We start from the raw sequence: 13,227 nt of genomic DNA on the forward strand, positions 1-13,227 counted from the left end.
TCTGCACGACGGCCGGGCATTATGCCAAGGTAAGGCGATCGCCCTGCGGCAAGGCTTCAACGGAACGGGAGAACAGGATGAGCATCGATTTCAACGACGGAACATGGCTGAACGAGCCGGCCAACTGGCGGGCAGACGAAGCCGCCCTCACCCTGACGACCGATGAGAAGACCGATTTCTGGCGAGAGACCCATTACGGTTTCATCCGCGACAGCGGCCATTTCCTCGCCTTTCCGAGGGCCGACGGCTTCACCGCACAAATCCGCGTCCAGGGCGAATTCCGCACCCTCTACGACCAGGCCGGCCTGATGGTGCGTATCGACGAGAAACGCTGGGTAAAAACCGGCGTCGAATTCACCGACGGCGAAGCCTTCCTCAGCACCGTCGTCACCGACGGCAAATCCGACTGGTCGGTGGCGCAGCCCTTCAAGGAATTGGAAGACTTCCGCATTCGCGTCACCGTCGCCAACGGCGCGATGCGCATCCAGGCTTCACGTGATGGCAGCTTCTGGCCACTGCTGCGGTTAGCGCCCTTTCCGGCAGCTGACCGATATGAGGTTGGGCCGGCTGCCTGCACGCCGGAGCGCAGTGGGTTGAGGGTGCTGTTTTCGGAGTTCTGGATCGGCCCGGCGATTACGACGGATCTGCATGATTTGAGCTAGAAGAGCGACACTACCGAAAGAACAAGATCAAATGACTGCGAGTGCAGGGCAGCACACTTGACAAAGATAAGATGCCTGTATTTTACTCAAGCCTGCGGAATAGGCAGAAGGCCGCCGCATTGACATGACTCCGATAGTCTCTGGGCAGTTTCGCCCCATGACGCCTCATCGCTCGATGGGACCAGCGTCGTGGGGTTTTTTGATGTGGTCACTTCATGAATGACGCGCTGAAAATCGGCATCCTCTTTTCGACCACCGGCCCTTACGGCTCGATGGGCCGCGACGCGCGCGACGGCGCCGTTTTCGCGATGGCCGAATATGCCGGCGCCGAAGGACTGGCGATCGAACCCGTGTTCTTCGATCCGCATGCCGATCTTGCCGCCTATCTCGATGGTGCGCGCCATCTTTTGCGCGCCGGCTGCCGCCACATCGTCGGCACGATCACCTCTGCGGCGCGCAAGGAGGTCATCCCGCTCGTCGAGAAACATGACGGCCTGCTCTGGTACATGTGCCCCTATGAAGGTTTCGAGGCCAACGAGAACGTCATCTATGTCGGCGGCTGCCCGAACCAGCATCTGTTGCCGCTTTTCGAGCACCTGATCCCGCGTTACGGGTCAAGGCCCTATCTCGTCGGCGCCAACTATGTCTGGGGCTGGGAGATGAATCGGCTCGCCCGCGAACTCATCACCAATGCCGGCGGCGAGGTGCTGGGCGAACGCTATCTCCCGCTCGAGGAAACCGCCGTCGAACGCATCGTTGCCGAGATCGCGCAGCGCCGCCCGAGCTTCATCCTCAACAATCTCATCGGCCCGTCGAGCTACGCCTTCCTGGAGGCGATCAAGGCCTTGGGTGATCGCGACCCGGCCTTCCGCGCGGAAAACTGCCCGGTCGTCAGCTGCGACCTGATGGAATGCGAGCTCGACGATATAGCCGCAGGAGCTGCCGCCGGCCAGCTTTGCGCCGCGTCCTATTTCGACAGTATCGCGACCCCCGAAAATGCTGCCTTCAAGGCCCGTGTCACAGAGCGTCACGGCACGGAGCGGCGTGTCTCCAGCGTCTTTGCCAGTGCCTATACGGCCGTCCGGCTCTGCGTCGACGCGATCGTCGCTGCCGGCGGTGATGAGCCCGACGCCGTCCGGCGCGAGCTCTACAATCGATCCTGGCCGACCCTGTTCGGTGCGCTGGCGATCGACCGCGAGACCAATCACGCCGCCCTGCCCTTCCATCTCGGCCGGATCAACGCCGACAACGGCTTCGATGTCGTCGCCTCGCGGCCGCCGCTCGCCGCCGACCCCTATCTGACCGGCCGTAACCGACAGGCCTTGCCGCGGCTGAGGGTGGTGTCATGAGAGAGACACCCAATTTCACCGGCTGGCTGGCGACGGTCCTGCATCGCGAGGACGGCAACACCGACAAGCTGGTCCGCCAGCTTCGCCTGCTCGGCATCGATGCAACGCTGCAATGGGCGCCGCTTTCGGCCGCAGTACTGCCTGATCTCGTTATCGTCGATGCCGACCAGGGCTGGGACGATCTGCTGCCCTGGAACGGCGAAACGCCTGCCTGCCCCGTCGTCGCCTTGCTTGGTTCGGAAGCGCCCGGCCGCATCGCCTGGGCGCTCGGACAGGGTGCCGGCGCGATCATCGCCAAACCGATCGCCACATCGGCCGTCTATCCGGCGCTTGTCATGGCCGTCTCCATTCATCAGGAACGCAAGGCGACTGCGGAAAAGCTGCAATATCTCGAAGAGCGCGTCCGGCTGCGGCCGCTCGTTCACGCCGCCGTCGAAAAGCTTCGGGCCGCACACGGCATCGACGAGGAGAGCGCTTACGCAATCCTGCGCAACTGCGCCATGCGCCGCCGCCTGCCGATGGAGCAGATATCAGCCTTCATTCTGGCAGGAGCAGAACCTCTGCCGGAGGCGGGCTGATGCATGTGCTGAAACAGATGATTCGCCAGCCGACCGCCCTCTTCGGCCTGATCGTCGTCACACTCGTCATCGGGCTCGCCATCGCAGCGCCGTGGATCGCGCCGTTCAGTCCGGACGAGCAGATGTTTGACGGCCTCTCACTCGAAGGCGCGCCGCTGCCGCCGGGCGGCCCCTATCTGCTGGGCACCGACACGCTCGGCCGCGACCTCTTTTCCCGCCTGCTGTTCGGCGCCCGCACCTCGCTGATCATCGGCCTTGTCGCCAATGGCATCGCGGTGGCGATCGGCCTCTTCGTCGGCATCGTTGCCGGTTATCTCCGCGGGCTGCCGGGCAACATCCTGATGCGCTTCACCGATCTGATGATGGCCTTTCCGGCGCTGCTGCTCGCCATCGTGCTCGCCGCATTGCTGAAGCCGAGCCTCTGGATCGTCGCCATGGTGATCGCGCTCGTCAACTGGGTGCAGGTCGCCCGCATCGTCTATACCGAGACTCGCGGCCTGGTGGAGCGCGATTTTATCATGGCGGAGCGCTCGCTCGGCGCCGGCCATATGCGTGTGCTCTTCATGCATATCCTGCCGCATCTCGTGCCGACGGCAATCGTCTGGGGCACGCTCGGCATCGCCACCACCGTACTGCTCGAGGCGACACTTTCCTTCCTCGGCGTCGGCGTCCAGCCGCCGCAGCCCTCCTGGGGCAACATCATCTTCGAGAGCCAAAGCTATTTCCAGGCCGCCCCCTGGCTGGTCTTCATTCCCGGCGCGATCATCCTTCTGACGGCGCTTTCCTTCAATCTGGTGGGCGACGCGCTGCGCGACATACTCGACCCGACCCAGCGCGGGAGGGGCTGATGGCGTCCCTCATGCTGCGCCGGTTGGCACAGGCGGCCCTCATCCTGCTCGGCGTCGCGGCAATCACCTTCGTGCTGCTCTACGCCCTTCCGGCCGACCCGGCCCGCATGATCGCCGGCCGCAGTGCCACGGCCCAGACGGTCGCCAACATCCGCCATGAGCTCGGACTCGACCAGCCGCTGCTGGTCCAGTTCGGCACCTATCTCGGCAATCTGCTGCATGGCAATCTCGGCCGCTCCTATGCGCAGAAAACCGATGTCTGGACGCTGATCGCCGCGCGGCTACCGGCGACGTTGACGCTGATGCTTGCCGGCATCTTCGTCGAGGTGGTGCTCGGCCTGACGCTGGGCACCATCGCCGCCGTGCGTCGCGGCGGCTTCGTCGACCGGCTGGTGATGATGGCCTCCTTTGTCGGCACCTCGGCGCCGCAGTTCCTCGTCGCCCTGCTGCTGCTCTACCTGCTGGCGGCAACGCTCGGCTGGTTTCCGATGAGCGGTTATGGCAGCTTCTCGCATCTCGTCCTGCCTGCCGTCACACTCGGCATCTGCGGCGCCGGCTGGTACGCCCGCATGGTGCGCTCGTCGATGATCGAAGTGCTGAACCAGGATTATGTCCGCACGGCGCGCGCCAAGGGTCTTTCCTCGAAGCGCGTCATCCTGCGCCATGCGCTGCCCAATGCCGTGCTGCCCATCATCGCCATGATCGGCATCGATATCGGCCAGTTCATGGGCGGCGTGGTCGTGGTCGAAGCCGTCTATGGATGGCCCGGCATCGGCCAGCTCGCCTGGCAGGCGATCCAGCAGGTCGACATCCCGATCATCATGGGCGTCACCCTGACGTCTGCGCTCGCCATCATCATCGGCAATCTGCTTGCCGACCTCATCGCGCCGGTCATCGATCCGCGCATCCGCACACGCTGACAGCAACCAAAGAAGGGGAACCCAAATGTTCAAACGCTGGCTGCAACAGACGACCATGGCAACGATGGTGGCGCTCGCCCCATTGTCCGTCATGGCCGAGGAAACGCCCAAGCAGGGCGGCGATATCGTCGTCACCTACAAGGACGACATCACCACACTCGACCCGGCGATCGGCTACGACTGGGTCAACTGGTCGATGATCAAGAGCCTCTATTCCCGACTGATGGATTATGCGCCCGGCACGCCGAACCCGGTCCCCTCGCTTGCCGAAAGCTTCACCGTTTCGCCCGATGGCTTGACCTATACCTTCAAGCTGCACAAGGGCGTGAAGTTCTCGAACGGCCGCGAGGTCGTCGCCTCAGACGTGAAATATTCGATCGAACGCGCCGTCGACCCGAAGACGCAAGGGCCCGGCGCAGGATTTTTCGGCGCGATCAAGGGCTTCGAGGATGAAACCGGCGGCAAGACGACGACGCTCTCCGGCATCGAGACGCCTGACGATAGCACCGTCATCTTCAACCTCTCGCGCCCCGACGCCACCTTCCTGCACGTGCTTGCCATCAACTTCGCTTCGGTCGTGCCGAAGGAAGCCGTCGAGGCAGCCGCCGGCGACTTCGGCAAGAAGCCGGTCGGCTCCGGCACCTTCATCCTGAAGGACTGGACGATCGGCCAGCAGCTCGTTTTCGAGCGCAACAAGGATTATTTCGTCAAGGGCATTCCCTATATCGACAGCTTCAAGGTCGAGGTCGGCCAGGAGCCGCTGGTGGCGCTCTTGCGCCTGCAGAAGGGCGAGGTCGATATTGCCGGCGACGGCATTCCGCCGGCAAAATTCCTCGAGATCAAGAATTCGGCCGACGGCGCGCAGATGATCGTCGACGGCGAGCAGCTGCACACCGGCTACATCACGCTCAACACCAAGGTGAAGCCCTTCGACAACGTCAAGGTTCGCCAGGCGTTGAACATGGCGATCAACAAGGAGCGCATCACCCGAATCCTCAATGGCCGTGCAACGCCTGCCAACCAGCCGCTGCCGCCGCTGATGCCGGGCTACGACAAGTCCTTCACCGGCTATGCCTATGACTTGGCGAAAGCCAAGGCGCTGCTTGCCGAAGCCGGCTACCCCGACGGCTTCGAGACCGTGCTCTACTCCACCAACACCGACCCGCAGCCGCGGATCGCCCAGGCGATCCAGCAGGATCTGGCTGCCGTCGGCGTCAAGGCCGAAGTCCGGGCGCTGGCCCAGGCGAACGTCATCTCGGCCGGCGGCACGGAAGGCGAAGCGCCGATGATCTGGTCGGGCGGCATGGCCTGGATCGCCGACTTCCCGGATCCGTCCAACTTCTACGGCCCGATCCTCGGTTGCGCCGGCGCGGTTCCGGGCGGCTGGAACTGGTCATGGTACTGCAACGCCGATCTCGACAAGCGCGCCGTTGCCGCCGACTCGATGTCCGATCCGGCAAAGGCAACCGAGCGCACCGCGGCCTGGGGCAAGATCTTCACCGACATCATGGCCGATGCGCCGTGGATCCCTGTCATCAACGAACGCCGCGTCGTCGCCAAGTCGCTGCGCATGGGCGGCGCTGACAACATCTACATCGATCCGACCCGCGTCATTAATTACGACGCGATCTACGTCAAGCAATAGACCCAAGGATCAAGCCTTCCCGGCGCTAGCCGGGAAGGCCATAAATTTCAGGGAGACATGACATGTGCATCGCCTGCACCCACACCATTCACCGCGCCCAGCATAATTTCGGCTGGAACAAGGATTTCGCCCCCGCCGTCGTCGCCAAGCCGGGCGAGACGATCCACTTCGAATGCATGGATTCATCAGGTGGCCAGCTCGGAAGCGACGCGACCCTGGAAACGCTGAACGCGCTCGATTTCGGCAAGATCAACCCGGTCTCCGGCCCGGTCTATATCGAAGGCGCCAAACCCGGCGACGCGCTGAAGGTGACGCTGCGCAAGTTCATTCCCTCGGGCATCGGCTGGACGGCCAATATCCCAGGCTTCGGCCTGCTCGCCGATCAATTCAAGGATCCGGCGCTGCATGTCTGGTCCTATGACGCGACAAGCATGGTGCCCGCCCTTTACGGCCCGGGCGGCCGCGTGCCGCTGAAGCCCTTCGCCGGCACGATCGGCGTCGCCCCCGCCGAGCCCGGCACCCATTCCGTCGTTCCCCCACGTCGCGTCGGCGGCAACATGGACATCCGCGACCTGACGGCGGGGGTGACGCTCTATCTGCCCGTCGAGGTCGACGGCGCGCTGTTTTCGATCGGTGATACCCATGCCGCCCAGGGCGATGGCGAAGTCTGCGGCACGGCGATCGAAAGCCAGATGAACGTCGAAGCGACGATCGAGCTCGTCAAGGACGCCAAGCTGCAGACGCCGCGCTTCACCACGACCGAACCGGTAACCCGCCATCTCGACGGCGCCGGCTACGAGGTGACGACCGGCATCGGCCCTGACCTGATGACCGGGGCGCGCGAAAGCGTCATGCGAATGATCGATCTTCTCGGCGCGGAACACGGCATGAGCGCCGTCGATGCCTATCTGCTCTGCTCCGTCTGCGGCGATCTCCGGATCAGCGAGATCGTCGACCAGCCGAACTGGGTGGTTTCCTTCTACTTCCCGAGGATCGTGTTCGCGTGAACGAAGCCATGCCCGCCGCAGCACCGGTGCTCAGCCTTCGCAATCTGAGCGTCGATGCCCGCACCCCCGAAGGCCGCAAGCCGGTGCTCCAGGATGTCAGCTTCGACCTTGCAAGCGGCGAAACGCTCTGCATTGCCGGCGAATCCGGCTCCGGCAAGTCGGTCACCTCGCTGTCGATCATGGGGCTCTTGCCGAAAGCCTCGCTGAAGGTCGCCTCCGGCAGCGTGCTGCTTGGCGAGCGCGACCTGCTCACGCTTTCCGACCGGGCGATGCGCAGCGTGCGTGGCGGCGATATCGCCATGGTGTTCCAGGAGCCGATGACCTCGCTCAACCCGGTCATGTCGGTCGGCAACCAGCTGACCGAGGCAATCCGCGCGCACCAGGGCAGCGAGAATGCCGAGGCAGTGGCGCTGAAGATGCTCGATGCCGTGCAGATCACCGAGCCGGCCCGGCGGCTGAAGCAATATCCGCACGAGCTTTCCGGCGGCATGCGCCAGCGGGTGATGATCGCCATGGCGCTCTCCTGCCGGCCGAAGGTGCTGATCGCCGACGAGCCGACGACGGCACTCGACGTCACAGTACAGGCGCAGATCCTCAGGCTGATGCGCGAGTTGAAGCGCGAATTCGGCGCCTCGATCATCCTCATTACGCACGACATGGGCGTCGTCGCCGAAATGGCCGATCGCGTCGTCATCATGCAGAATGGCAGGATCGTCGAGCAAGGAACGGCGCTCGCCGTCTTCCAACGGCCGAAGGAGGCCTATACGCAGCAATTGCTTGCCGCCGTCCCGCGGCTCGGCGCGCTTGCCGGCACCGACCGTCCACCGCGCGTCACGCAACGCGCCGTCGAAACGCTGCATCCGGACCGCACGCCGGTCCTGAACGTGCGCGACCTCACCGTCACCTATGGCAATGCCGCAAGCCGGTTTTTCAGGGGCAAGCCGCCGGTGGCGGCCGTCGATGGCGTCTCCTTCGATATCCTGCCGGGTGAAACGCTCGGCCTCGTCGGCGAAAGCGGCTCCGGCAAATCGACGACGGGCAAGGCCGTCCTCGGTCTCATCCCCTTCAAGGGCAACGTCCTGATCGACGGTCGCAATATCGCCGGGCTCAGCCAGCGCGAGATGCGGCCCGTACGCCGCTCGGCGCAGATGATCTTCCAGGATCCTTATGCCTCGCTCGACCCGCGCATGGCCGTCGGCAAGGCGATCGGCGAACCGATGGTCATCCACGGCATCGGCAACCACAGTGAAAGGCAGGACCGCGTCGCCGAACTGCTGCGCCGGGTCGGCCTGACGCCTGATGCCGCGACGCGCTATCCACACGAGTTTTCAGGCGGCCAGCGCCAGCGCATCTGCATCGCCCGGGCGCTGGCGCTGGAGCCCAAGCTGATCGTCGCCGACGAAAGCGTCGCAGCGCTTGACGTCTCCGTCCGCGCCCGCGTGCTCGACCTGCTGCTCGAACTGCAGGAAACGCTGGGGCTCGCCTATCTCTTCATCTCTCACGACATGGCAGTGATCGAGCGCATGTCGTACAACGTCGCCGTCATGCGCGCCGGCCGCATTATCGAAACCGGGACGCGGCGGGATATCTTCGAGAACCCAAGGGATGACTACACCCGCGCGCTGATCGCCGCAGTTCCAATCCCCGATCCGGAGGTCTATCGCGGCAGGGAAGCGCATGCCTAACTGAAGGTTAGGCATAACTAAAATGTCGACGAGGCACGCCTTGCGGGAATAGACCAGCGCGAACCGGAGACGGGGAGCGTTTAAGTTAGCTTCACCTTCGTATCAAACGAGTATCTGAGACAAAAGCCATTCAATTGGGTTCGGTATTTCGCCAAAATTCAGGCGGTTTCTGCACTTGCAAACGATCGACGGCACCTCCCAATTACAACAACGTCTTTGATGTTCGTTATAATTTAAGTTAGCCCCTGTCGTTTTTCAATTCGATGAACCTACCAAAACTTGGGGCAGGCGGCGAAAGAATCCCTTAGGCTGCGCAGCAACGGCCCATCGAGATCGCTTTCCAAGCGCGCTTCAAGGCGTATCATCCCTTGTGAAATGATTGGTTCAAGTACTTGAATTGTAGTTTCAAAGGATGTTGCAGTTCGCTCAATAACAAAACGGAAGTATTCGCTCATGTCCACAAGCCTGAGGATTTTCGGTTCTTGCGATGAAAGGGCGATTGTAAATTCATCCCAAATGTCCGTATCGAACCAAACGTCCGTCGCCAGATAGGAAAAACATCCAGTGGAGTGTTTTATGCTCAACTCGACGCTCCAACGCATTGAGGCTTGATCGTTCGGATCCAGTTCTAAAAAGCTTAGCCCTAAGGAAACGGTTTCAGAGTCAAAAATTATATCACTCATGGGATGTACAACGCATGCTTGATCACAGGGAGGAGGTCTGTTGGCCGTTCACTAAAAATCAGTTCCCAGCCGTTCATATTGTAAACCTTATTGTATTCGATACTTCCCGCAGAGGATATTTGTTTTGCTGCGTCCGAAAATCTACTCAAAAGAATCTGATCATTGGCCGGGTTCGAATGACCTGCCACTGAAGTTTCATCCGGCCGCGATTAGAGCCTCGGTGGTTCTAAATATGCCAACTGGCGCGGTGGGAGCAACCGGCGGAACGCGAAGCTTTCATCTCGCGCAGCGTTGGAGCCGGTTGCGGCGATGCTCCCGGCGTAGCCTGCCGGGGTCTGGTATCCGAGCGACGAGTGTGGCCGGAAATGGTTATAGTCGTCAGCCCATTCAGCAATGACGCTGCGGGCATGATCCAGGCCGAAGAAGATGCTCTCGTTGAGTAACTCGTCGCGCATTCGACCGTTGAAACTCTCGACATATCCGTTCTGCATTGGCTTCCCCGGTGCGATGTAGTGCCACTCCACCTTGTGATCCCTCGACCATGCGAGAATGGCATTCGACGTTAGTTCGGTGCCGTTGTCGGAGACAATCATTCCGGGCTTGCCGCGTCGTTCGATCAGCGTTGTCAGTTCTCGGGCGACACGTCGACCAGAGATAGACGTGTCCGGGATCGCTGCCAGGCATTCGCGCGTCACGTCATCAACGACATTGAGGACCCGGAATCGTCTGCCGCAGGCGAACTGGTCGTGGACGAAATCCAGCGACCAGCGGGCATTGGCTTTCGCCTCGACCAGGATCGGTGCACGCGTGCCGACAGCACGCCGCCGGGCCTTTCGCTTGCGAACGGAAAGCCCTTCCTCGCGATAAAGACGGTAGATGCGATTGACGCCGGACGGCTCTCCATCCCGCAGAAGCAGGATGAACAGCCGACGATAGCCGAAACGCCGCCGCTCGTTGGCGAGGTCGCGCAGCTTCGCCCGCAATTCTATCTCCGGTGGTCGACTTGACCGATAGCGGACCGTCTTGCGGTCGGCGGATATGATCTGGCAGGCCCGCCGCTCCGAGAGACCCATGACGGCCTTCAGATGGGTGACGGCTTCACGCTTGGCGGCAGGCCCTACCATTTTTTTGCAAGAAGCTCGCGGAGTGCGGCTGCATCGAGCATCTGCTCGGCCAGCAACTTCTTTAGCTTGGTATTCTCGTCCTCAAGCGCCTTCAGACGCTTCGCTTCGGAGACTTCCATGCCGCCGTATTTGGCTTTCCAATTATAAAACGTTGCTTCTGAAATCCCTTGCTTGCGGCAGAGGTCGGCCACTTTCGCACCTGCCTCCTGTTCCTTCAGCACCGCAATAATCTGCTCTTCCGTAAATCTCTGCTTCTTCATATGTCCGTCCTCAAGGGGCCGGACTCTAATCCATTCTGGAGGAAATTCTCAGTGGCAGGTCAGGTGGTTACAGCGTCGGTATTGACGAACATAACGGATCACATGGGGTTTCACGGGCGGCGACACACCCGCCGTTATACTGAGATCGGCTCATGCTTGACGAGAAAGAAATCGTCGGGAAACAACTTCTTGAGTTCCGCCCTCCGTTTCGAGAAATGGGAATAATTGTCGGCTAAGTCATTTATATTGTCCGTCAGTCTCAACAAGTAGCCGTCATTGATTTTTTCGATAGTGAAGCCCGCTTCTTCAATTTGTTCGGCTTTGACTGCTTTGGCCAACTCTCCTCCAAGAAATGTGGCCCAACCGAGATTCGGAATGTCCTTAAGCGTTCCTCTAGGGGGCACCACTCCTCCACCAAAATAACTCTCAGGTGTCCCAGACCGTTCCGTGTCTTCGATAGGTACGAAGTAATGCAGCAAACCAAAAGTGGGCCTCATGACGCGGCACAGACGCCGGAAAGCCGGCAGCCAATCAACCGTCTTATGTGGCGCGGCATAAACCGAAAGCTTCCCACTAAGCCAATGTCCAAGCATGTTGGTTTGGCTATGCTTGATTTCAGCTTGATATCTGATGTCTTTTTTTCTTCTCCAGCCTAGGCCGATAGGAAACTCAATCAATGATCCCCTAATGCGCGAGCGCGCAATTCCTGCCCAATGGGGCTCACACTGCTCGATAGAATGAAACTCGCCAATGCGCGTCTCCCATTGATATATGCTCTCAGGTACCAGGCGAAAATCCGCCTCGCAGAAGGCCAACAGCACCTCCTTGCCAACGGACCAATCAGTGGTAGCAGCGTCCGTATTGATGAACATGCGCATCATATGGTGTTTCATGTCGCGCCTCTAAAAATCGGTTATTAAACCGGTTGCAGGATCGAAACGATAAATGCCGCCCCCAACAAGTTCATTTATTCGTCTGATTTCGCGCTCCAGGGGCTTTGTAGGCCTAGTGTTCGGACTAACGACGAGGTTAAACGGCTGCCCGAACGCTTCAGCAGCTCTCAGTTGCGCGCGCAGTTGATCGGAATTGGATAGATATTTTACATTCTTCGCCTCAACTATTCCCACGACAGTTTTGTCCCAAAGATCGGGAATGGTCGTAACCTCTTTGCCGTTTTTAAGCGATACAGTCACTGGTACGCCATTCCTGGCAGCACCGACGTGGTCGAGTGCGTCAATGATCTGCTCTTCGAAGGTGACGCCGGAAAAACACCATCTTCGGCTGCGGCACGCCCTCTGCACCACGGCCGGGTATTATGCCAAAGTAAGGCGATCGCCCTGCGGCAAGGCTTCAACGGAACGGGAGAACAGGATGAGCATCGATTTCAACGACGGGACATGGCTGAACGAGCCGGCCAACTGGCGGGCAGACGAAGCCGCCCTCACCCTGACGACCGATGAGAAGACCGATTTCTGGCGTGAAACCCACTACGGCTTCACCCGCGACAGCGGCCATTTCCTCACCTTTCCCACGACCGAGAGCTTTACCGCGCAGATCCGCGTCCAGGGCGAATTCCGCACCCTCTACGACCAGGCCGGCCTGATGGTGCGCATCGACGAAAGACGCTGGGTGAAGTCAGGCGTCGAGTTCACCGACGGCGAACCCTTCCTAAGCACCGTCGTCACCGACGGCAAGTCCGACTGGTCGGTGGCGCAGCCCTTCAGGGAATTGGAGGATTTCCACATCCGCGTGACCATCAAAAACGGCGCCATGCGCATCCAGGCCTCGCGCGACGGCAGCGTCTGGCCGCTGCTGCGGTTAGCGCCCTTCCCGGCGGCCACGCGCTATGAGGTCGGACCGACTGCCTGCACGCCGGAGCGCAGCGGGCTGAGGGTGCAGTTTTCGGAGTTTTCGGTTGGGCCGGCGATTACGACGGGGCTACATGATTTGAGTTGAGGATCTGTATTGCGTTCAACCGCCGGAGATCAGCTTGCCGCTCGGCACCATTCATTGGGGATATCATCAGAACAGCTCGGCAACGCTATCCGGTATAGCTGGCGCGGATTGACCAATATAATTTTTGATCAACCAAGGACCGGCAACAAGATCGATATTATCGATGCCGCCTTCATCAAATAACCCCTCTAAATTTTTTCGAAACTCTTCAAATCCACCTTCGTATAGGGTTTTGCAAAAGCCACTATCCGCCTGGCGCACAGATGTGCCAGGACGTGATCCAGCTTGTAAATGGCATCAAGCCGATCCGACCATTGATTTATCTCCTCGGCAAGCTGTCGCGAAATTGGCAGCGTGTAGGGGTCAACATTGTCGCGCATTTCCATGTCCCAAATCGCCCAACATTGGACTTCGGCCATCAACGTCAGACGCCTGCGGACTGGCCGAATAGCCTTGCCCCTAGTCATGAAGAACCTCCCGCAAGCCTTCGCATTGCGGGCCTGTATTTTA

The 13,227-nt window shown here is 60.6% G+C and carries 13 protein-coding genes and 1 pseudogene; 9 read left to right on the top strand and 5 right to left on the bottom strand.

Annotated elements, in window-relative coordinates; all coding sequences use genetic code 11:
• Nucleotides 1-77: 77 nt before the first annotated feature.
• The 8 genes from FHT75_RS11025 (at nt 78) to FHT75_RS11060 (ending at nt 8,694) form a co-directional block, all read left to right on the top strand.
• On the top strand, nt 78-662 hold the full coding sequence (locus FHT75_RS11025; protein WP_097544060.1) for a DUF1349 domain-containing protein: 585 nt from the start codon (nt 78-80) through the stop codon (nt 660-662).
• 215 nt (nt 663-877) lie between these two features.
• On the top strand, nt 878-2,011 hold the full coding sequence (locus tag FHT75_RS11030; RefSeq protein WP_097544061.1) for a transporter substrate-binding protein: 1,134 nt from the start codon (nt 878-880) through the stop codon (nt 2,009-2,011).
• Complete coding sequence (locus FHT75_RS11035; protein WP_097544062.1) at nt 2,008-2,589, top strand: ANTAR domain-containing response regulator; 582 nt, start codon at nt 2,008-2,010, stop codon at nt 2,587-2,589. Before FHT75_RS11030 ends, FHT75_RS11035 begins: the two co-directional genes overlap by 4 nt.
• Entirely contained in the window at nt 2,589-3,437 is an 849-nt protein-coding gene (locus tag FHT75_RS11040) for an ABC transporter permease (RefSeq protein ID WP_017996436.1), read from the top strand. Before FHT75_RS11035 ends, FHT75_RS11040 begins: the two co-directional genes overlap by 1 nt.
• Nucleotides 3,437-4,357, top strand: coding sequence for an ABC transporter permease (locus FHT75_RS11045; RefSeq protein ID WP_097544063.1), 921 nt, complete (start codon nt 3,437-3,439; stop codon nt 4,355-4,357). Before FHT75_RS11040 ends, FHT75_RS11045 begins: the two co-directional genes overlap by 1 nt.
• 25 nt (nt 4,358-4,382) lie before the next feature.
• Nucleotides 4,383-6,002, top strand: a complete 1,620-nt coding sequence (locus FHT75_RS11050) for an ABC transporter substrate-binding protein (RefSeq protein WP_097544064.1) — start codon at nt 4,383-4,385, stop codon at nt 6,000-6,002.
• Between the two features lie 62 nt (nt 6,003-6,064).
• Nucleotides 6,065-7,009, top strand: a complete 945-nt coding sequence (locus FHT75_RS11055; RefSeq protein WP_097544065.1) for an acetamidase/formamidase family protein — start codon at nt 6,065-6,067, stop codon at nt 7,007-7,009.
• Entirely contained in the window at nt 7,006-8,694 is a 1,689-nt protein-coding gene (locus FHT75_RS11060; protein ID WP_097630964.1) for an ABC transporter ATP-binding protein, read from the top strand. Before FHT75_RS11055 ends, FHT75_RS11060 begins: the two co-directional genes overlap by 4 nt.
• A gap of 269 nt (nt 8,695-8,963) precedes the next feature.
• On the opposite strand, the gene FHT75_RS11065 is transcribed toward FHT75_RS11060, so the two are convergent.
• The 4 genes and pseudogenes from FHT75_RS11065 to FHT75_RS11080 form a co-directional block, all read right to left on the bottom strand.
• Entirely contained in the window at nt 8,964-9,377 is a 414-nt protein-coding gene (locus FHT75_RS11065; protein WP_097544067.1) for a hypothetical protein, read from the bottom strand.
• A 195-nt stretch (nt 9,378-9,572) separates the two neighbouring features.
• Nucleotides 9,573-10,761: pseudogene (locus FHT75_RS11070) on the bottom strand (IS3 family transposase).
• A 134-nt stretch (nt 10,762-10,895) separates the two neighbouring features.
• Nucleotides 10,896-11,654, bottom strand: a complete 759-nt coding sequence (locus tag FHT75_RS11075; RefSeq protein WP_143541096.1) for a hypothetical protein — start codon at nt 11,652-11,654, stop codon at nt 10,896-10,898.
• A gap of 9 nt (nt 11,655-11,663) precedes the next feature.
• Nucleotides 11,664-12,065, bottom strand: a complete 402-nt coding sequence (locus FHT75_RS11080) for a putative toxin (protein WP_097544248.1) — start codon at nt 12,063-12,065, stop codon at nt 11,664-11,666.
• Between the two features lie 67 nt (nt 12,066-12,132).
• On the opposite strand from FHT75_RS11080, the gene FHT75_RS11085 reads away from it, so the two are divergent.
• Nucleotides 12,133-12,717 carry a DUF1349 domain-containing protein gene (locus FHT75_RS11085; protein WP_097630742.1) on the top strand — a complete coding sequence of 195 codons (585 nt, stop codon included), beginning with the start codon at nt 12,133-12,135 and terminating at the stop codon, nt 12,715-12,717.
• 188 nt (nt 12,718-12,905) lie between these two features.
• Here the strand turns inward: FHT75_RS11085 and FHT75_RS11090 are convergent, their stop codons facing one another.
• Nucleotides 12,906-13,184, bottom strand: a complete 279-nt coding sequence (locus FHT75_RS11090) for a hypothetical protein (RefSeq protein WP_097543431.1) — start codon at nt 13,182-13,184, stop codon at nt 12,906-12,908.
• Between the last annotated feature and the right edge of the window lie 43 nt (nt 13,185-13,227).

This window comes from Rhizobium sp. BK112 (assembly GCF_014193215.1).
GTDB lineage: Bacteria > Pseudomonadota > Alphaproteobacteria > Rhizobiales > Rhizobiaceae > Rhizobium > Rhizobium anhuiense.